General features: G+C 60.6%; 16 protein-coding genes (1 of these 16 running past the window's edge). 4 read left to right on the forward strand and 12 right to left on the reverse strand.

From position 1 onward, the window contains the following. On the reverse strand, positions 1-975 hold the beginning of the coding sequence (locus KBW81_RS14085) for a Tex family protein (RefSeq protein ID WP_254247601.1). 1,338 nt of this gene lie to the left of the window's left edge; only the first 975 of its 2,313 coding nucleotides appear in the window; the start codon lies at positions 973-975; its stop codon lies beyond the left edge, outside the window. A gap of 29 nt (positions 976-1,004) precedes the next feature. Between KBW81_RS14085 and KBW81_RS14090 the strand changes: the two genes are divergently transcribed. Continuing rightward, positions 1,005-1,556 carry a CIA30 family protein gene (locus KBW81_RS14090; RefSeq protein ID WP_367305300.1) on the forward strand — a complete coding sequence of 184 codons (552 nt, stop codon included), beginning with the start codon at positions 1,005-1,007 and terminating at the stop codon, positions 1,554-1,556. Here KBW81_RS14090 and KBW81_RS14095 read toward each other — a convergent pair. From KBW81_RS14095 to KBW81_RS14135, 9 genes are all read right to left on the reverse strand, one after another. Next, positions 1,553-2,782, reverse strand: coding sequence for a lytic murein transglycosylase (locus tag KBW81_RS14095; RefSeq protein WP_254247602.1), 1,230 nt, complete (start codon positions 2,780-2,782; stop codon positions 1,553-1,555). The two genes, KBW81_RS14090 and KBW81_RS14095, sit on opposite strands and share 4 nt — an antisense overlap. A gap of 41 nt (positions 2,783-2,823) precedes the next feature. Further along, complete coding sequence (locus KBW81_RS14100) at positions 2,824-4,557, reverse strand: SulP family inorganic anion transporter (protein WP_090186574.1); 1,734 nt, start codon at positions 4,555-4,557, stop codon at positions 2,824-2,826. A gap of 54 nt (positions 4,558-4,611) precedes the next feature. After that, on the reverse strand, positions 4,612-6,282 hold the full coding sequence (locus KBW81_RS14105) for a bifunctional protein tyrosine phosphatase family protein/NAD(P)/FAD-dependent oxidoreductase (RefSeq protein WP_254247603.1): 1,671 nt from the start codon (positions 6,280-6,282) through the stop codon (positions 4,612-4,614). Between the two features lie 25 nt (positions 6,283-6,307). After that, positions 6,308-7,192, reverse strand: a complete 885-nt coding sequence (locus tag KBW81_RS14110; RefSeq protein ID WP_254247604.1) for an MBL fold metallo-hydrolase — start codon at positions 7,190-7,192, stop codon at positions 6,308-6,310. Positions 7,193-7,205: 13 nt separating this feature from the next. Then, on the reverse strand, positions 7,206-7,640 hold the full coding sequence (locus tag KBW81_RS14115; RefSeq protein ID WP_090186567.1) for a DUF6691 family protein: 435 nt from the start codon (positions 7,638-7,640) through the stop codon (positions 7,206-7,208). 4 nt (positions 7,641-7,644) lie between these two features. Next, positions 7,645-8,076, reverse strand: coding sequence for a YeeE/YedE family protein (locus KBW81_RS14120; RefSeq protein WP_254247605.1), 432 nt, complete (start codon positions 8,074-8,076; stop codon positions 7,645-7,647). Continuing rightward, a complete protein-coding gene (locus KBW81_RS14125; RefSeq protein WP_090186562.1) occupies positions 8,076-8,291 on the reverse strand; it encodes a YgaP family membrane protein in 216 nt (71 codons plus the stop codon). The genes KBW81_RS14120 and KBW81_RS14125 overlap by 1 nt, the downstream gene beginning before the upstream one ends. A 99-nt stretch (positions 8,292-8,390) precedes the next feature. Continuing rightward, positions 8,391-9,053: a Crp/Fnr family transcriptional regulator gene (locus tag KBW81_RS14130; protein ID WP_254247606.1), complete on the reverse strand. Its 663-nt coding sequence runs from the start codon at positions 9,051-9,053 to the stop codon at positions 8,391-8,393. An 82-nt stretch (positions 9,054-9,135) separates the two neighbouring features. Further along, positions 9,136-10,668, reverse strand: coding sequence for a DHA2 family efflux MFS transporter permease subunit (locus KBW81_RS14135; RefSeq protein ID WP_254247607.1), 1,533 nt, complete (start codon positions 10,666-10,668; stop codon positions 9,136-9,138). A 140-nt stretch (positions 10,669-10,808) separates the two neighbouring features. Between KBW81_RS14135 and treZ the strand changes: the two genes are divergently transcribed. The 3 genes from treZ to glgX all read left to right on the forward strand — a co-directional run bounded on the left by treZ (position 10,809) and on the right by glgX (position 16,976). Continuing rightward, a complete protein-coding gene (gene treZ, locus KBW81_RS14140; protein ID WP_254247608.1) occupies positions 10,809-12,539 on the forward strand; it encodes a malto-oligosyltrehalose trehalohydrolase in 1,731 nt (576 codons plus the stop codon). Next, positions 12,536-14,764, forward strand: a complete 2,229-nt coding sequence (gene treY, locus KBW81_RS14145) for a malto-oligosyltrehalose synthase (RefSeq protein ID WP_254247609.1) — start codon at positions 12,536-12,538, stop codon at positions 14,762-14,764. The genes treZ and treY overlap by 4 nt, the downstream gene beginning before the upstream one ends. A 148-nt stretch (positions 14,765-14,912) precedes the next feature. Further along, a complete protein-coding gene (gene glgX, locus KBW81_RS14150; RefSeq protein ID WP_254247610.1) occupies positions 14,913-16,976 on the forward strand; it encodes a glycogen debranching protein GlgX in 2,064 nt (687 codons plus the stop codon). Between the two features lie 15 nt (positions 16,977-16,991). Here the strand turns inward: glgX and KBW81_RS14155 are convergent, their stop codons facing one another. Continuing rightward, on the reverse strand, positions 16,992-18,512 hold the full coding sequence (locus KBW81_RS14155; RefSeq protein ID WP_254247611.1) for an alpha-amylase family glycosyl hydrolase: 1,521 nt from the start codon (positions 18,510-18,512) through the stop codon (positions 16,992-16,994). Beyond that, positions 18,502-19,356: an SDR family oxidoreductase gene (locus tag KBW81_RS14160; RefSeq protein WP_254247612.1), complete on the reverse strand. Its 855-nt coding sequence runs from the start codon at positions 19,354-19,356 to the stop codon at positions 18,502-18,504. Before KBW81_RS14160 ends, KBW81_RS14155 begins: the two co-directional genes overlap by 11 nt. Positions 19,357-19,477: the final 121 nt, after the last annotated feature.

Genomic DNA, 19,477 nt, shown 5'->3' on the forward strand with positions numbered 1-19,477 from the left:
GAGCGTCCGCTTGGCCCCGGCGGGGGCCGCCAGCAGCAGATCGCGCAGGTTGCGGGCAAAGACATCGATGGCGGCGTCATGGGCGCGTTTGCGCAGATCCCCCATCAGATCCATGAACATTGTCAGGCTTAACTTGACCTTCCACGCCCAAGTGACCGCATCGCGCAGCCAGATATCGCCGGGGGCCTGCCCTTTGATCCCGATCCGCGAAGCGATGACATCCAGAATACGCGGCAGCACGACTTCCGGATCAGGAGAGATATCGACAGTCACGATCTCTTCCTTCGAGGCGCGCAGAATCGCCAGCGCCCGGTGCGACGGAATGCGTGCCCAGCTTTCGCGGTGATCAAAGTAGTCGCTGAACTTTGCACCCGCGTCTTCTTTACCAGCAATGACCTTGGCGGTGATCTCTGCCTCTTCTTGCATGATTTGACGCAAACGGCCGAGCAGGGCGGCGTCTTCGGCCAGCTCCTCGATCAAGATGTCCCGCGCGCCCGAAAGCGCATCCTTGGCGGTCAGGACCTCTTCGCTGACATATCCTTGCGCAGTCGCCGTCGGATCAAGGCTTCGATCAGCGACAATCGCACGCAATAGCGGCTCTAGCCCGTTTTCGCGCGCGATCATCGCCTTCGTACGCCGCTTGGGTTTAAACGGCAGATACAGGTCCTCTAGCGTGGCCTTGGTATCCGCACCAGCAATCGCGCGCGTCAGCGCATCGGTCATCTTGCCCTGCTCTGTGATGGACGATGCAATCGCGGCGCGGCGTTTTTCCAGCTCTCGCAGATAGGTCAGCCGGTCATTCAGATTGCGCAGCTGCGTGTCATCCAGGCCGCCTGTCACCTCTTTGCGGTAGCGCGCGACAAAGGGGACGGTCGCCCCGCCATCCAGCAGCCCCACGGCGGCGCTGACCTGATCGGGGCGCGCCCCGATTTCGGTGGCGATGGTGCGATTGATGCGATCTGTAACGGGGTCCAAGGGGCAGGCTCCTTTGCGATTGGACCTGTGTGATATCCCCCGGATCGCTGGCCGCCAAGGGCGGCGTTGATCCGGGCGCAACTGCGCTAGATCATGCTGAACATAAGGAGAGCGCGATGATACTGAACCTGAACTGGGAATACGTGGCCGACACCGTGATGGGCGGCGTGTCGCGCGGCAAGATCACGGCAGCTGTCGTCAAAGGCCGCGACGCTGTGCAGCTTACGGGACAGGTGTCGCTGGAAAACGACGGCGGCTTTATCCAGATGGCCGCCGATCTGCCGCCCGAGGTGCAGGCGCTGGGTTTCACAGGGCTAGAGGTCGATGCCACCGGGAACGGCGAAGCCTATGACATACGCCTGCGCACCACAGACCTGACCCGGCCTTGGCAATCATATCGCACGGCCTTTACGCCCGGACCGGACTGGGGCAGCTATAGACTGCCCTTCGCCGCATTCGAGGCGCACCGCACGGACGCACCGTTCAATCCAGCAAACCTGCGCCGCCTTGGCATTGTCGCCATCGGTCACGCCTTTGCGGCAGATGTGAGCGTCGCGGCAGTGCGGCTATATCGCGCTTAGCGCGTCAGCGCCGCCACGATGCCAGCGTCAGGAAAGCAAGTCTGCGCCCGGCCCGTGGCGGCCTGCCACTGTCCGATGGCGCGGCGCGTGCGAAATCCAGCGAGTCCGTCGTCGCCCCCTGTATCCAGCCCTTGCCGGATCAAGGCCCGCTGCATCGCGGCCACATCAGACCGCAGCAGCCCGCCAACATTCCCCCACTGCCCTGCGAAATCGCCAACGCCATATTGAATGCGGTCGCCAACATGGCCGACGAACAAGGCATACAGATCGCTCGTGTTGTAATCCTTCAGGACATAGAAATTGGGCGTCACGATAAAGGCCGGGCCGCTGCGCCCGGCTGGCAGCATCAGATACCCTTCGCCTGCCAGCTCATGCGCCGGAAACGACTTTCCGCCCACGCGCGTCACGCCCATAGCAGCCCAATCCGCAATGCGTCGCCCTTGGTCAGGCCCCTCTAGCGCGCAAGACACCTGCGACGGCAATGACACCTCGAATCCCCAATCGCGGCCGGGCTGCCAGCCGTGGCGAGCAAGATAGGTGCCGATCGACGCAATCGTATCGGGGGCAGAATTCCAAATATCCGCCCGCCCGTCGCCGTCACCATCGGCAGCATACGACAAATAGTTGCTTGGCATGAACTGCGGCTGGCCCATCGCGCCCGCCCAACTGCTTTTCATGCCCCGGGGCGATGCCCCGCGCTGCGCGATCTGCAAAGCGGCAACCAGCTCGTCCAGAAAATAGGGCGCGCGGGTGGACATGAATGCCTTGGTGCCCAGCACCTGAAAGGCATCATGGGGGATATCAGCGCGACCATAGCCGCTTTCACGGCCCCAGATCGCAAGGATGATCCGGCCCGGCACACCCGTCGCCCGCTCTACCGCCGCCAAAGTCGCCGCATGCTGCCGCGCCATCTGGCGGCCAACGCTGGTCGCCCCATCAACACCGCCGCGGCTGAAATACTTGCCCGGCGCACCGAACTCACTTTGCCGCTGCACCTGCTGCACAGGCGGTGCCATCCCGGGCGGGACCAGATCGGGCAGATCCCAATTCAGCGCGACACCAGAAAAAGCCGCGTCAAATGTGCCCCGCGCTACACCCTTTTGCTGCGCGCGCGGCCAGACCACCTGTTCCAGCCATCCGCGAAACTGTGCGTCGACCGCCGCACGGGACTGGGCCGACCCAAAGGACGGCCACAGCAAAACAAGGATCAGGATAAATATGCGCATGCAAGGATGATGCGCACGCCCCGCCGCCGGTGTCAAAGCCGTCAGCTGACCACCGGCTGCGGATCGCGCAGACTTTCAATCGCTTCATACTGCGACAGGTACACTTTTCCCGTCATATGCGTCAGGAAATCACTGCGCTGCAGGCGGTCCATCACGGGGCCTTTCACCTCGGACATGCTCAGGCGGATGCCCATATCCGACAGCCGCGCGCTGAGCGATTCAAGGCTTTCAAGCGCACTGAAATCGATGTCGTTCACGGCAGAGCACATCAGGATGACGTCCTTGATGGCTTTGTCGCGCACGACGCGGTCCAGCACATAATCCTCTAGGTAGCGGGCATTCACGAAATACAGGCTTTCGTCGATGCGCAGGGTCAGGATGGCCGGGTTGGTCTGGACATCATGGCGGTTGATATTGCGGAAGTGCTGGGTGCCGGGCACGCAGCCGACCTCTGCGATATGCGGCTTCGACGTTTTGTACAGGTGCAGCAGGATCGACAGGATCACACCGGCCGACACGCCCGTTTCCACGCCGAACCATAGAGTCGCGAGGATCGTCACAAGCACAGCAGCGAAATCAGCGCGCGAATAGGACCAGCTTGTGCGCAGGATCGAAAAATCGACCAACGACAGCACTGCCACAATGATCGTCGCGGCCAGTGTCGCAGTCGGCAGAAAATAGATCAGCGGCGTCAGCGCAAAGGCGGCAATCGCAAGGCCAACAGCGGTATAGGCACCGGCAGCCGGCGTTTCGGCCCCGGCGTCATAGTTCACCACCGACCGGCTAAACCCGCCCGTTACCGGGAAACCACCTGTAAAGGCTGCGGCGACGTTGGCCGCGCCAAGGCCGATCAGTTCTTGATCGGGGTCAATCCGCTGACGTTTCTTCGCCGCCAAGGTTTGCGCAACCGAGATCGATTCCACAAACCCGATGACTGAAATCAGCAGCGCAGGCAGCAACAACTGCCCCACCAGTGTTGGAGAGATCGACGGCATCGTCAACGGCGGCAAGCTTTGCGGGACGCTGCCCACAATTTTGACGCCGTGATCCGACAAGCCGAACACCCATACGGCAACAGTTGTCACGACCACAGCCAACACCGGACCAGCCTTGGTCAGCGCACCAGCCAAGGCCGGCTTAATCCCATAGCTGCGCAGCAGTGGGTTCAGGCCTTTACGCACCCAGAACAAAAAGGCGGTCGCCCCTACTCCGATGATCAGCGTGATCAGATTCACATCGCCCAAGTGGGCAAAAAGCGTCTCCACCAGTTCGGGCAGCGTATCGCCAGAGGCGCTGATGCCAAGAATATGCTTAAGCTGGCTCAGCGCGATCAGGATGCCAGAGGCGGTGATGAAACCCGCCACGACGGGATGCGACAGAAAATTTGCCAAAAACCCAAGCCGCAGGATCCCCATCAGCAGCATCATCACGCCCGATAGCCCCGCCAGCGTCAGCGCGGCAACGGCATAGCCCATGGTGCCTTGGTCCGCGATATTCCCAATCGCCGCCGCCGTCATCAGCGACACGACAGCCACCGGTCCGACCGCCAGCGCGCGGCTGGTGCCAAAGATCGCGTATAGGATAATCGGCGCGATTGACGCGTAAAGCCCCGCCTCTGGCGGCAGGCCTGCCAGCATCGCATAAGCCAGCGATTGCGGGATCAGCATGATCGTCACAATCACAGCGGCGACCAGATCGTTGGACAGATTTTCGCGATTATAGGTCCGACCCCAGGTCAGGATCGGCAGATAGCGGGCTAAGGCATTCGTCGTCATGGCAGTGCTTTCAATGTATGACGCGCCGGGATGGGCCCCGGCGCGATAATCGGTTCAGAGCGGCGCTTTTTCCGGCCCGGCCATCCATTCGCGCCCCTTGAGCATGGCATGCCAATAAACCTGCGGCAGAGCCTGCGCTTTCAGCGCCCAGGCCAGACGGCTGGGTTTGGTGCCATCGATGAGCCATTCTGGAAAACTAGGCAGCAACGCGCCGCCATAACCAAATTCTGCAAGCACGATCTTGCCCCTCTCGACCGTCAGCGGGCACGAGCCATAACCGTCATAGATCCCAACAGCAGATTTGCCTGCGATATCGGCCAGAACATTGACCGCGACGACCGGGGCCTGCTTGCGCGCTGCGGCCATTGTCTTGGCATTGGGGGCGTTCATCACGTCGCCAAGGCTCCAGATATTGCAGTATGTCTTATGGCGCAGGGTGGCTTGATCGACATCGATCCAGCCCGCCGCATCCGCCAACGCGGACTCGCGGATAAAGGCTGGCGCGCGTTGCGGGGGGCAAACGTGGATCATGTCGAAATCAACGGTGACCTCTTTCGGGTCAGAGCCGGGGGTGCCGACCTTAAAGGTCGCCGTCTTTGCCGCCCCATCCACGGCTGTCAGCGTATGGAAAAAGTTCAGCGACACGTCATACTTGGCGACATAGTCCATCAGTGCCGGGACATAGTCCTTGACCCCGAACAACACGCCGCCCGCGTTCATGAACTGAATGTCGATGTCTTTCAGCACGCCGCGCCGAAACCACGCATCGCCGGACAGATACATCGCCTTTTGCGGCGCACCGGCACATTTGATTGGCATCGCGGGCTGGGTAAAGATCGCCTTGCCCTTATTCAGCCCTTGGACCAGCTCCCAAGTATAGGGTGCCAGATCGTAGCGATAGTTCGAGGTGACGCCATTGCGGCCCAGCGTGTCCTTGAGCCCCGCGATACCGTCCCAATGCAGTTCCAGTCCCGGACACACAATCAAACGCTTGTAGCCGACAACGCGCCCGTCACCCAAGACGACAGCATCGGCATCGGGCAGAAATTCCGCCACCCCGGCCTTGATCCAAGTGACAGCGTCAGGGATCAGTGGTCCCATCATACGTTTGGTTTGCGCGGCATCAAAGACACCGCCGCCAACCATCGTCCAGCCGGGCTGGTAATAATGAACGTCGGCAGGGTCGATGATGGTGATATCAAGACCGCCGTCGCGGGCAAGCAAACTAGCCGCTACCGCAATTCCGGCGGACCCTGCCCCCACGATGACGATGTCAGAGCGGACATTAGGCTCTGCCAGCGCAGGGGGTGCAGTTTCAGCCATCGCAGCGACCGTCGCACCCATGTCGTAGCCAGCCGCATTTGTACGCGCCAAAAGCTCTGCCACGGGCCGCTGTCCGGCTTGCGAGCGGGTCCAAAGCGTCGCCGCCCGCGTGCCGGATTTGCAAAAGGCCAGCACCGGGCCCGGCAAGGACGTCAGCGCCGCGCCAAAGGCAGCAACATCAGCCTGCACGATCTGACCAGACACGACAGGCATATGCAGGGCCTGCAGGCCCGCCGCTTCTGCCGCCGCCTTGATGTCGGCAAAGGATGGCTGACCAGCCTCTTCGCCGTCGGGGCGGTTGCTGATGACGCTGGCAAAACCAGCGGCCTTGATCGCGGCCATGTCGTCCACCGCGATCTGCGGCGCGACCGAGACGCCTTCTGTCAGTTCCCTGATATCCATTGCTGACAACCTTCCCAATTGGCCATTAAAGGCTGTTAACCGGCACTTTCAGTACCATGTTGCCGTCTTTATCCCGGGGCATTTCACCGGCCCGCATGTTTACCTGCAGGGATGGAATAATCAGCTTTGGGACGGCCAGCGTCGCATCGCGTTCGGTGCGGAATTTCACGAACTCTTCTTTCGTGGCCCCTTTGCCGACGTGGATATTGTGCTCGCGTTCGTCGCCAACAGTGGTTTCCCACTGAATGTCGCGGCCATTCGGGCCGTAATCGTGGCACATGAACAGACGCATATCGTCCGGCAGGGTCAGCACACGCTGAATGCTGTCGTAAAGCGTGGCGGCATCACCGCCGGGGAAATCGGCGCGGGCCGATCCGCCGTCAGGCATGAACAGCGTGTCACCAACAAAGGCGGCGTCGCCGATGACATGCACCATGCAGGCTGGCGTATGACCCGGCGTGTAGATCGCAAACGCCTTCATGCCGCCGATGTTGTAGGTGTCGCCATCCTTAAACAGCGCATCAAACTGCGAGCCGTCGCGCTGGAACTCCGTGCCTTCGTTAAAGATTTTGCCGAAGGTTTCCTGCACGACCATGATCTTGTCGCCGATGCCGATTTTTCCGCCCAGCGCGTCCTGAATATAGGGCGCAGCGGACAGGTGGTCGGCGTGGACGTGGGTTTCGATCTGCCACTCCAGTGTCAGGCCGTTGTCACGTACAAAGGCGATCATCTTATCAGCGTGATCATAGGTGATACGTCCAGCGAAATAATCGATGTCCATCACGCTGTCGATGATCGCGCAGGACGTCGAGTTTGGGTCCTTGACCACATAGCTGATCGTGTTGGTCGCATCGTCAAAGAATGCGGTCACTTCGGGTTTGACGGTCATATCGACGGGAAAATCAGTCATTTCAGGTGTCCTTTTAGGCTGTCAAAGCGCGCGGTGTGCGGGCGGCGGTAATGGTACGCGCCAACAAAATACCCGCTATTGCAGCGCCAACGAAGATAAAGACGGCAAGCGATCCGGTGCCCAGCGCGGGCAGCGCCCCGCCGGGGCAAAAGCCCGCGATGCCCCAACCGATGCCAAACACGGCAGAGCCGCCAAGCAAACGCGTATCGATCACGCGGCTGGTGGGCAGATGAAAACGTTCTTCCATCATCGGCATGGGCCGTTTGAGCACGAAGCGATAGCCAAGGAACGTGACGATCACTGCCCCGCCCATCACAAAGGCAAGGCTGGGGTCCCAAGTGCCTGCGACGTCAAAGAAGTTCAGCACTTTGGCTGGGTTCGCCATGCCCGACACGGAAATGCCGGTGCCGAAAATCAGGCCAATGAGGTAAAGAGAGATGTAACGCATGATCTTAACCTCCGATCACGTGGCGAATGATGTAAACGGTGACCGCAGTCGCCGCCATGAACGTCAGAACTGACGCAAGCGAGCGTGGCGAAAGGCGGGCAAGGCCGCAAACGCCGTGGCCCGATGTGCAGCCTGCGGAAAAGGTCACGCCGACGCCGACCAGCAAACCGCCCAGCACCAGCATCAGGTTTGACACCGGCACATCAACCGCTGGAAAACTGCCGCTGATCGCCAAGACAAACAGTGGCCCACTGACCATGCCCAGCAACAGAACCGCCCGCCACGAAAAGTCGGACTTGGACGCCGGGGCAATCAGTCCTGTCAGGATACCAGTCGCGCCAAAGATGCGGCCATGCAGTCCCATAAGCAGGACAGCAGCCAGACCAATCAACGCACCGCCGCCCAGCGACTGCCAAGGAGTGAACGCAGTTTCCATCACTTCACCGCGCAAGTGTTTTTGCCCAGCAGGCGGTACAGTGGGCAGAACCGGAACAACGCGGTGCCGACCAAGATCAAGCCAACGATCGTGGCAATCGCAACAGCTGCTGTGCCGTGAAAGACGGCGATCGGTGCGATCCACGTCACGGCCAGCAGGATCACCCCTGCAATCAGGCGTAACGTACGATCGGTGGTGCCAACATTGTTTGTCATCGGTCTGATCCTTCTATGTGTTGCGACTCACACTTAAGGTACCAGCAGCGCCCCGTCGGTGACGTTGTCACCAACCCACGACGAATTCGTAAAAATGTGCTAAGCGGCCTCGGCCAATCCGGCGATTGCGGCCGAATCAAGCAGTTCGATCCGCCCGCGCGACTGGGAAATCCACCCGCGCCGCTGGAATTCCTGCAACTGCCGAGAGATCACTTCGCGCGCGGAGCCCAGCTCAACGGCAAGGTCCTGATGCGTTGTGCGTACCTCGTCCTTGCCGCCCGCCAGCACCCGCAGACGCTGCGCCAAGCGGATATCGAGGCGCTGAAAGGCGATCTCCTCGATCACGTGAAACAGGTCCGTGATCCGCTGCGAATAGGCGGCAAAGACAAAGTTGCGGAACGGGATAGACCGCGACACCAGATCGTCAAAGACCCGGCGCGGGATCGCAACGGCCCGCACATCAGTATCAGCATGGCCTTCGGCAGAATAATCCTCGTGCGCCAGCATACAGGCCGTTGTCAGAACGCAGCTTTCGCCAGCAGCCACGCGGTAAAGCACGATCTCGCGCCCCTGCTCTGACGTCTGATGTACCCGCACCGCGCCATCAAGCAACAGCAGCAGGTTTTCCGGCGACTGCCCCGGACCAAAGATACGCGTTCCCTTTGGCACGGACACAATGGCGCTTTCGTTCACCAGCGTATCACGAATATCGGGGGCCAAGGCCGCAAGGCCCGGAAAGCGGTCGATCCAGTTTTCTGACATGGTTATCCCCAGTCCAATTTCAGACCATGTTTACGGGTCACATTCAGCAAACGCCATGTAAAAATCTGAACGAGATCAGGCTCTATTCCATGGCGTTTTGCGGCACGGCGCGTTGCTGGGCAAAAGGGATGCAGATCAGTGCGAGGGCCGTCACCGCCGCCATCATCATCCACGCATCGTTGATCGCCATGGTCAGCGATGCCTTTTCCAGCAGCGGCGCCAGCATCGCCTGTTGCGCTGGCGACGGCGCGCCGCCTGTCAGCAAGGACGCCGGAATACCGATAAAGCTGGCCGCCCCCGCGTCCCCCGACGCCAGCCGCGCCGTCAGGTCCGCCGCATGCACCGGGCTGCGCGCATAAATCACCGTGTCGATCAGCGCGAGGCCGATGGCTCCGCCCAAATTGCGCATCAAGTTGAACACGCCGCTGGCGTCCGGCACCTGCGCATCCGTCAAATGGCCCAGCGCCATGCGAGTTGGCGGAAGCAGGCAAAACATGATCGCCAGACCGCGCACGACCTGCGGCCAGAACATTTGATCATAGTCAGTACGGGGGGTCTGAAACATGCTCATCCCCAGCCCGATAGCGAAAAAAGCAAAGCCAAACGCGGTCAGCACCCGCGCCGACACGCGCTTTTCCAAAGCGACGGCAATGGGCGCAGTAACCAGCTGTGCGACGCCTGTCACCAACATGATCGTTCCGATTTCCAGCGCGGTATGATCACGCACAAAGGCAAGAAACACCGGCATCAGATAGACAGAGCCGAACAGCCCAATTCCCAGCACAAACGACAGGATGCAAGCAATCGTAAACCGGCGATCATTAAAGCTGCGCAGTGCAACAACCGGGCTGGTATGCCGCAAACTGCGCCGCACGAATCCCACGCCACTCGCGACACTTACGGCCAGCAGCCCCAACACCAGCGGTGACAGCCATCCGCGTGATGGTGCCTCTTTCAGCGCGATTTCCAGCGTCGCAAGGGCCAGCGCCATGCCAAGCAGCGACAGCCAGTCAACCCGCCGGATTTGGCCCAACTGGGCCTGCGCGGCAGGGACAAGCCAAGCCGCAACCACCACGGCAAGGATGCCTGGCACGACATTGACCAAAAACAGCCAATGCCATGAATAAGTTGACGTAATCCACCCCCCGATGATCGGCCCAACCGTCGGTGCCAGAACCGCAACAACGCCCGCCAAGGTCGTGGCAAGCCCCTGCCGGTGCACAGGAAACAGCAAGAACACGGCCGCAAAGACCGCCGGGATCAGGGTGCCCCCCGCGAATCCTTGCAGCACGCGCCATGCGATCAGGCTGTTAAATCCCTGCGACGCAGCGCACCCGATCGAGGCTATGATGAACACGCTTGTCGCAATCACGAACAGCCAGCGCATTGACAGCGCCCGCATCAATAGCCCCGTCAACGGGATCGCAATGACTTCGGCAATCAAATAGGCGGTTTGCACCCAGCTCATCTGCTCTGGCGGGATGTCCAATGCGCCTTGAATATCCGGCAAAGAGGTCGCCACAATCTGCACGTCCAGAATGGCCATGAACATGCCCAGACACATCGCCGCAAATCCGGCCCAAGTGGCAAGGCTACTGCGTATCTTTGGCGACATTGGGGATCGTCCTTTGATCAGCGCCGATAATCGGCTTCTTGCAAGCTAGGGCGCGAGGCGTGCAGTATCAAACACACGCGGAACCGCGGAGGTGCGATCGGGGTTCTGAAAGGGGACAAAAGCGGCAAAGGTTAAGGGTTATGGACGAAGTAACGTCGCAGCATTGGGGCCTGCTGCCCAGCGGGCCGGATATGTGGACCGCCGCGCTTTGGTCGCCGCAAGCGAGGGCGGTCAGCGTCGTCGTCGATGGCACACCCACCCCCCTGACGCGCGGCACGGACGGCACATTTCGCGGCATAGTTTCGGCACCTGCCGCAGCCGCATATGTCTTTGATGTCGATGACACCCGCATCCCCGACCCCGCCGCGCGGCAGCAAAGCGGGGATGTTCATGCGCCATCTCTGCTGACCATTCCGCCGCAATCCACCAACACTTGGACCGGCCGCGACTGGCGTGACAGCGTGATCAGCGAAATCCACATCGGCACCTTTACCAAGGCAGGCACATTCGCCGCCGCCGCTGAAAAGCTGCCGGACCTCGCTGATCTGGGTATCAACACGGTAGAGGTGATGCCGATCGCCCAGTTCGCCGGCAATCGCGGCTGGGGCTATGACGGCGTTCTGCCCTACGCCGTGCATCCCGCCTATGGCACACCCGACGATTTCGCCGCCTTCGTCGCAGCCGCGCACGGGCTTGGCATGTCGGTGATCGTTGATGTCGTCTATAACCATTTCGGGCCAGATGGGGCTTACCTGCACAGCATCAGCCCCGACTTCTTTGACGCGAGCCGCACGACCCCTTGGGGGCCGGCAATTGATTTTACGCAAAAGCCGGTGCGCGCGTTCTTTATTCAAAACGCGATCATGTGGGTGCGTGACTTTGGCGTCGACGGGCTGCGGTTGGACGCTGTGCACCAGATCCAAGACCCATCCACGCCAGAGTTTCTTGCCGAACTCTCTACCCAGTTGCGCGCCCTGAACCTGCCCCGCCCCCTGCACTTGATCGCAGAGGATGAGCGTAACCTGCCCCATCACCGCGACGCTGGCGTCACTGACACCCAATGGAACGACGATTACCATCACAGCCTGCACTGTCTGCTGACAGGCGAAAACGAAGGATACTACGCCCCCTTCGCCGCCGATCCGATTAGCGATCTGGCCACCGCCCTGACCGAAGGCCACGTTGACCAAGGGCAGGCCCGCCCCGGACAGGACGCCGGAGCAAAGCCGCGCGGTGCCCCAAGCGGGCATCTGCCGCCGCAGGCCTTTGTGAACGCCAATCAGACCCACGACCAAATCGGCAACCGCGCCCTTGGCGAACGCCTGATCGCCCTGTCGTCACCCGAAGCGATGCAAGTGGCGCACGCTATGCTACTGACGTCGCCCTTCGTGCCAATGCTATTTCAAGGCGAAGAGATCGGCGCACGCACCCCTTTTCCCTTCTTTTGCGACTTTACCGGCGATCTGGCCGATGCTGTCCGCAAAGGCCGCCTGTCAGAGTTTTCCGCCTTCAGCGGGTTTGACGGTGCCCTGCCGGATCCACTGGACCCGCGCACATTTCACGGTGCCCGCCCCTATGACGCGCCGCCCCCGGATGCAGCAGATTGGCGCGATCTGACGGCGCGTCTGCTGACATGGCGGCGCGCTGTCGTGCTGCCGTTGTTGCACAGCGGACTGACCTTAGCGCGGGCCCAGATCATCGGGCCAAAGGCGCTGCGCGTCACATGGCAGTTCAACACGGGCCTGCTGAATAGCACCATCCAACTGGGCCAACCCGTCCCGACGGGCAACTGGCCAGCGGCGCAAACCCAACTAAGTCTTGGGTCGCCACAGGACGATTTCGCATTTCATACATGGATTGAGCAGACATGATCCCATTCACGGCCACCTATCGTCTGCAACTGCGCGAAGGCGTCGATTTCGCGGCGGCTGAACGCTATCTGCCGCACCTGAAGTCCAACGGGATCAGCCACCTTTATCTGTCTCCAATCTTTGCAGCGCAAACCGGATCGACCCACGGCTATGATGTGATCGACCCCAATGTGATCGAACCCTCTTTGGGCGGCGATGACGGGTTCGCTAGGCTTGCCGCTGCGGCGCAGGCTGCTGGAATCGGGATCATTATCGACATCGTCCCGAACCACACCGCCTTTTCGCTGGAAAACCCATGGCTACGCGATGTGCTGCGCCATGGCAGCGACAGCCGCTTTGCCCCGCACTTTGATATCGACTGGTCCGAACGCCTGCTGCTGCCGTTTCTGACCGACAACTTCGAGGCGTTGCTTGAGGACGGCAAAGTCAGTCTGGACCAAGAGGCCGACGGCCCCGTGCTACGCGTTGGCGATCTGGCGATCCCGCTGAACCCTGCCAGCGTGTCGGGTCGCGTAGATCTGTCAAAACTTCACGATGCGCAGGCATGGCGGCTGACGCCTTGGCAGCGCGAGCGGGACAGCATCACGCACCGGCGTTTTTTCAACGTCACGGGCCTGATCGGGATGCGGGTCGAGGATGACGCCGTTTTCGGCGACATGCATCGTAAAACCTTTGATCTGATCGGAACGGGTCAAGTTCAGGGGCTGCGGCTGGATCACATCGACGGGCTCGCCGATCCTTGTGCCTATCTTGAAAAGCTGAAAGCCCGCGTGCCGGACACGCCAATCTGGGTCGAAAAGATCCTGACGGGCGACGAGGACTTGCCCGATTGGGGCCTTGCCGGCACGACCGGATACGAGGCCGCGCGCCAGATTGCCCGCCTGCTGACCGATGGCGATGGTCATGCAACATTGCTGGCAGCATGGCAGGACCAGACCGGGCGCAAAGGCCGTTTTCACGACGCCCTGACGTCCGCCAAACACGAAGTCCTGCGTCAGGATCTGGCGGCAGAGCTGCAGCAAATGATCGCACTGGCGGACGCCGCCGCGCAGGCGGCCGGTGATGAACAGGGGCAAGAGGCGCTGCGCGAGGCGGTCATTGCCCTGCTCGTCGCTTTTCCGCGTTATCGCACTTATTTGGCCAGCAGCAAAAGCCGTCCAGTGGATCTGGCGCTTATGCAGCAGGTGGCGGACGAAGCTGCGCGCGATCTGCGTACCGACAACGTCGTGCGCCTATTGACCGATTGCATCGTAAACCCGCAAACGCCGCAGGCCCAGCGTCTGCAGGTCCGGTTTCAACAAGTCACCGGTGCCTTGCTGGCGAAATCACACGAGGATACCGCCGGTTTCCGCTGGAACGCCTATATCGCCGCGAACGAGGTCGGGGCCGACCCCGACGCCGTCACAATCACGGACGATGCGCTGAACGACTGGCTAGCGCACCGCTTGCCTACCGCACTGACACTTACGTCATCCCACGACACCAAGCGGTCAGAGGATTCGCGCATGCGCCTTGTCGCCTGCAGTCACCTGCCCGGCGATCTGCTGGACTTGATCGCACAGACAACGTTGCTACCCGGTGCCGACCTCGTGCGGCCGAATACACGCTGGTATTTGGTGCAAAGCGCGCTGGCGATCTGGGATGCGTCGGACGATATCAATGAACGCCTGCACGACCACATGACCAAAGCCATGCGAGAAGCCAAACGCATGACCAACTGGACCTATCCCGACACCGACGCCGAAGCCCGCGTGCTGAACCTAATTCCGCACCTAACGGCGCAGTGGCAGACGGTACTTCCTGCCGCCTTGGACCGATTGATCATGCTGGGCGAGCGGCTATCGCTGATCCAGACGGCCCTAAAGCTGACGATGACCGGGGTGCCCGACATTTATCGTAGCTGCCTTGGCGCGCATTTCGCACTGACCGACCCGGACAACCGCCGTGCTGTCGATCTGGACCAGTTGATGAAACTGACCGATGCGCCGGGCTTTGCTGGGGACAAGGCCCGTTTGTCGCGCCAGCTTTTGCAACTGCGACAGGCGGACCCGGCGTTCTTTGAAACCGCGACCTGCCGGATTTCGCGCGATCAAGCTGGGATCATCACACTGCAACGCACCACGGCAGATCAACGACTGGCCCTGCATTGCGATCTGCAGGCACCCCAGCCGGTTAAGGTCGTCTTGGATGGCATGACTGCCCTAATAAACAGCGAAACCGCCTGATTTAGGGACGCTGCATCCTGTTTCTGCACTGCAGCGGAACAGGTTTTGCAGATCGGCGTTGATCCACGATTAAGGCGCGCGCGACAATCGCCCGATGCCACCTGCCGCGACAACTGCAGACCGCGCGGCGCATATAGGATGACACAGAATGACGACCAATCCGTCGGCCAACGTGACCTTCGATACTTCTTTGGCCCGGCCCGATAAAATGGGCACCGAGGCGCGCGACGATGGCGTCAACTTCGCCCTCTTTTCCAACGCCGCCGAAAAGGTTGAGCTGTGTTTATACGACGAATCCGGCCAGAACGAGACGGCCCGCGTCGCCCTGCCCGATATGGAAGGCGGCGTTTGGCACGGCTTTGTGCCCGGCCTGAAAATCGGCCAGCGTTATGGCTACCGTGTGCATGGCCCCTACGATCCAGAAAATGGCGACCGGTTTAATCCAAACAAGCTGCTGCTTGACCCCTACGCCCGCGCGTTGATGGGCAAGCTGGTCTGGGATGATTCCTTGTTTGGCTATCAAGTCGGCGAAGACGATCTGACCTTTGACGACCGCGACTCTGCGCAGTTTATGCCAAAAGGCGTTGTCACCGGTGACGATTACCAGTGGGACCGCAACGATGCCCTGCGCACCCGCTGGGACAAAACCGTCATCTACGAGGCGCATGTCAAAGGCCTGACGATGAAGCACCCCGGCGTCGTGCAGGCGGATCGCGGCACTTTTGCCGCGCTGTCGTCCGATCCGGTGATCGAGCATCTGACAAAGCTTGGCGTGACCGCGATTGAGCTGCTGCCGATCCATGCCTTTGCGAACGACAACTATCTGATCGAAAAAGGCCTCTCGAACTATTGGGGCTACAATACCCTGTCCTTCTTTGCCCCGCACCAAGGCTATCTGAAAAGCTGGGATATCCGCGAGGTGAAAGAGGCGATCGACCGCTTCCACGCCGCCGGGATCGAGGTGATCCTAGACGTCGTCTATAACCACACCTGCGAAGGCAACGAGATGGGGCCGACCCTGTCGTTTCGCGGCATCGACAACGCGACCTATTACATGACCGGCGATGATAAACGCCACGTCTATGACACCACGGGCACGGGCAACACATTGAACGTGCAGCATCCCATGGTGCTGCGCATGGTCATGGATTCGCTGCGCTATTGGGTCGAGGTGATGCATGTCGACGGCTTCCGCTTCGACCTTGCCTCGACCCTCGCGCGGGAGGCGGACGGGTTCGACCGCAGCGGCAACTTCTTTGCGACGATCCGGCAGGACCCGGTGCTGTCTGCTGTCAAACTAATCGCAGAGCCTTGGGACATCGGCCACGGCGGCTATCAGGTCGGGGGTTTTGTCTGGCCGTTCCGCGAATGGAATGACAAGTCGCGCGACGATATCCGCGCCTTCTGGCGACGCGATGACAGCATGATCGCCCCGATGAGCGAGCGTTTGTCAGGATCGCCTGTCCAGTTCAACCACGATAACCGGCCCGCAACGTCGTCGGTCAACTTTGTCGCGGCCCATGACGGTTTCACCCTGTGGGACACGACCGCCTATGACGATAAGCACAACGACGCGAATGGCGAAGATGGTCGCGACGGGCATGACAATAACATCAGCGACAACCTTGGGACGGAGGGGCCGACCGACGATCCCGCGATCCTTGAGGCACGCAAGCGGCGGGTGAAGGCCATGCTGGCCACTGTCGCGCTAAGCCAAGGCGTGCCGATGATCCTTGCGGGGGATGAGTTCGGCCAGACGCAGCAGGGCAATAACAACGCCTATTGCCAAGACACCGATCTGACCTGGCTCGATTGGGATAACGCGGACCAGACGCTGATTGCCTCCGCCACGGCCGCCCTTGCGCTGCGCCAGAAACTTGACGGGTTCATCGACACCAGCTTTGGCAACGCAGAGCTATCGGACGGCAAAGCGATCCGCTGGCTGCACGCCGAGGGACGCGAGATGAGCGAGGACGACTGGCACGACGGCGGCCTGCGCATTTTTGCCAAACGGGTCGTGATGTCAGGCGGCGCGGACGTGTTGTTGATCCTGAACGCGGGCGATGCGGCAGAGTTCGCTTTGCCAGAAGGCGACTGGGCGCAACAACTGGACACATCCGCCAGCGATCCAGCGGCGCAGTTGACGGTGTCGGGGACCATTGAGGCCCCATGGCAAAGCGTCCTTGTCTTGACCCAAGGCGGCCCCGCCTAACGGCGGGGCACGTCCCTAAACCTGCCAAATCGCGCCAAACCAGCCCTGCGCATCGGCAGGATCGGCGCGGAAAAGCGGCTCTGTATCAGGGCAATTGCCTGGCTGCCCAGCGCCGTGACTGAACAGACCGCGAAAGCGCTGATCTGTTTGAGTTTGGATCGTCATGTCCAGCACATCACCATCCGCCTCGCATGCGATCACTTGCGCGCCAGCCCAATCGTGGTTGCGGCGCAGGCCGATCACCTCGCGATAGAATGGCCGAACCACGTCCAATCCGCGCTGGACGATGTCGCAATTCCACGCCATCGGCAGCCATGGCATTCCAGACGTAAACCCGTGGTGATCGGTGCGATCCGCCGTCCATGGCACAGGCACCCGCGCGTCTTCACGCCCCGGTCCATCGGGCCAGTACAGCAAGTCAAGCGGATCGGTCACATCGCCTTTGGCCAGCTTGGGCTGCGGCAATGACAAATCCTCGCCTTGATAGATGATCCAAGGGCCGGGCAGGAACGCCATCTGCAACGCCAGCACCAGATCAGAGGCGTCCCCGCGCGAGTGGCGCGGTTGATCATGGCTCGACAGCCAACCCGCAATGCGGTGCAGGGTGTCACTTCGGTTCACCATATCTACAATGGTTGCAGGGCTACCGCGTCCTTCAGGCAAATCGGTGGTATAAACCGCATCCAGCCGCCCCGGCTGGGTAAAGGCCATCGCCAGCTCAATCGACTGATTGCCTGACGTGTTTTCCCCAAACAGATAGGCGTCATCGCCCGCCCATTTGCGCAGGTTTTCCGCATAGGCGGCACCATCACCGGGCAGCATGTCATAGACATGGTCCTGATAGGTGTAGGGGTTGAAATTCTCGCCTGCTACTTTGTCCTGCACCTCTGGCCGGGCGGGGGGGTTATCCTTCATCACTTCGTCCCACAGGAACGCCGTGACCACGTCAAAACGGAACCCGTCAACGCCGCGATCCCGCCAGCTGCGCATCTGGGTCGCAATTGCATCTTGCACGCCGGGGCAGCGCAGGTTCAGGCAAGGCTGCTGTGGCAAAAACTGGCTGTAGTAATATTGTCGCCGCTGATGGTTCCAGTGCCATGCGGGCAGCCCGAACTGCGACAGCCAATTGTTGGGCGGGCTGCCATCGGGCTTGGGATCGCGCCACAGGTAATGGTCGGCCTTGCCCTCGTCCCCCGCAATCGCATCTTGGAACCAAGGGCTTTGGTCGCTGGTGTGGTTCAGCACTTGGTCCAGATAAACCTGCAACCCAAGGTGATGCGCTTTGGCGACCATAGCGTCAAAATCGTCCAAAGTGCCAAACATAGGGTCTATGTGACGATGATCGACGATGTCATAGCCACCGTCGATCATGGGCGACACATAGATTGGCGACAGCCAAATCGCATCCACACCAAGGTCTGCAATCTGATCCAACCGCCGCGTAATTCCCGGCAAATCGCCGGTCCCGCTGCCGTTGGAATCCTGAAACGAACGCGGGTAAATCTGATAGATTGCCGGGGTTTTATTATGCTCCAACGATCATGCCTCCATTCGGATGCAGGGTCTGACCTGTGAAATAGCTGCCATCGCTGGATGCAAGGAACAGAAACGCGGTGGCCACTTCCCAAGGCTGCCCGGCGCGGCCCATCGGCACGTCCGATCCGAAGTCTTCGACCATATCAGCGGGCATAGAGCCGGGGATGAAAGGCGTCCAAATCGGCCCGGGGGCCACGGCGTTCACCCGAATGCCTTTTTCAACCAAATTGGCCGACATCGACCGGCTGAACGCCAGCGATGCGCCGCGTGTGGTGGAATAGGAAATCAAGCTCGCATTCCCTTTGTACGCGTTGACCGAGGTCGTGTTGATGATGCAGTCACCTTTTTTCAGATGCGGCAGGGCGGCTTGCGTACAAAAGAAGTAGGACATGACATTGCTGTCCATCGTGCGGCGCAGACGTTCCTCTGACAGCTCTGTCAGGTCTTCGTCGATCCACTGCATCGCCGCGTTATTGATCAAGATATCAAGCTGACCAAACTCTGCCACTGTCTTTTCTACAGCAGCGGTGGCGTGATCCTTGATCGCCAGATCCCCGGGGATCAGCAGGGCCTGCGATCCCTCTGCTTCGACCAGACGCTTTGTCTCTTCGGCGTCGCGATCTTCGTTGAAGTAAGCGATCGCTACCTTCGCACCTTCACGGGCGAAAAGGACTGACACAGCGCGCCCGATGCCGCTGTCACCGCCGGTGATCAGCGCCACCTTACCCTTGAGTTTGCCCACACCCGGATGGCGCGGCATGAAATCGGGGGCTGGGTCCATTTTGTATTCATGTGCGGGCATGGAATCCTGATGTTGGCCCGGAATCTTCGGTGCATCGGTCATGATAAATATCCTGTCATATCTGCCAGTTGGTTCCCGCACCAACCGCCTTGGCCGAACAGCGGTTCCCCGGTCATGACACAATGGTGATGATGGAACCCGGGCGCGGCACGGATCGTTGGGC

This window comes from Loktanella salsilacus (genome assembly GCF_024206795.1).
Lineage (GTDB): Bacteria > Pseudomonadota > Alphaproteobacteria > Rhodobacterales > Rhodobacteraceae > Loktanella > Loktanella salsilacus.

Bases quoted from the DNA above. Each gene is read 5' to 3' on its own strand.
- KBW81_RS14105 (WP_254247603.1), bottom strand. From the start codon at position 6,282: ATGGATATCAGGGAACTGACAGAAGGCGTCTCGGTCGCGCCGCAGATC.
- KBW81_RS14115 (WP_090186567.1), bottom strand. From the start codon at position 7,640: ATGCGTTACATCTCTCTTTACCTCATTGGCCTGATTTTCGGCACCGGC.
- treY (WP_254247609.1), top strand. From the start codon at position 12,536: ATGATCCCATTCACGGCCACCTATCGTCTGCAACTGCGCGAAGGCGTC.
- KBW81_RS14160 (WP_254247612.1), bottom strand. From the start codon at position 19,356: ATGACCGATGCACCGAAGATTCCGGGCCAACATCAGGATTCCATGCCC.
- KBW81_RS14100 (WP_090186574.1), bottom strand. From the start codon at position 4,557: ATGACGACGAATGCCTTAGCCCGCTATCTGCCGATCCTGACCTGGGGT.
- glgX (WP_254247610.1), top strand. From the start codon at position 14,913: ATGACGACCAATCCGTCGGCCAACGTGACCTTCGATACTTCTTTGGCC.
- KBW81_RS14120 (WP_254247605.1), bottom strand. From the start codon at position 8,076: ATGGAAACTGCGTTCACTCCTTGGCAGTCGCTGGGCGGCGGTGCGTTG.
- KBW81_RS14110 (WP_254247604.1), bottom strand. From the start codon at position 7,192: ATGACTGATTTTCCCGTCGATATGACCGTCAAACCCGAAGTGACCGCA.
- KBW81_RS14130 (WP_254247606.1), bottom strand. From the start codon at position 9,053: ATGTCAGAAAACTGGATCGACCGCTTTCCGGGCCTTGCGGCCTTGGCC.
- KBW81_RS14135 (WP_254247607.1), bottom strand. From the start codon at position 10,668: ATGTCGCCAAAGATACGCAGTAGCCTTGCCACTTGGGCCGGATTTGCG.
- KBW81_RS14095 (WP_254247602.1), bottom strand. From the start codon at position 2,782: ATGCGCATATTTATCCTGATCCTTGTTTTGCTGTGGCCGTCCTTTGGG.
- KBW81_RS14125 (WP_090186562.1), bottom strand. From the start codon at position 8,291: ATGACAAACAATGTTGGCACCACCGATCGTACGTTACGCCTGATTGCA.
- treZ (WP_254247608.1), top strand. From the start codon at position 10,809: ATGGACGAAGTAACGTCGCAGCATTGGGGCCTGCTGCCCAGCGGGCCG.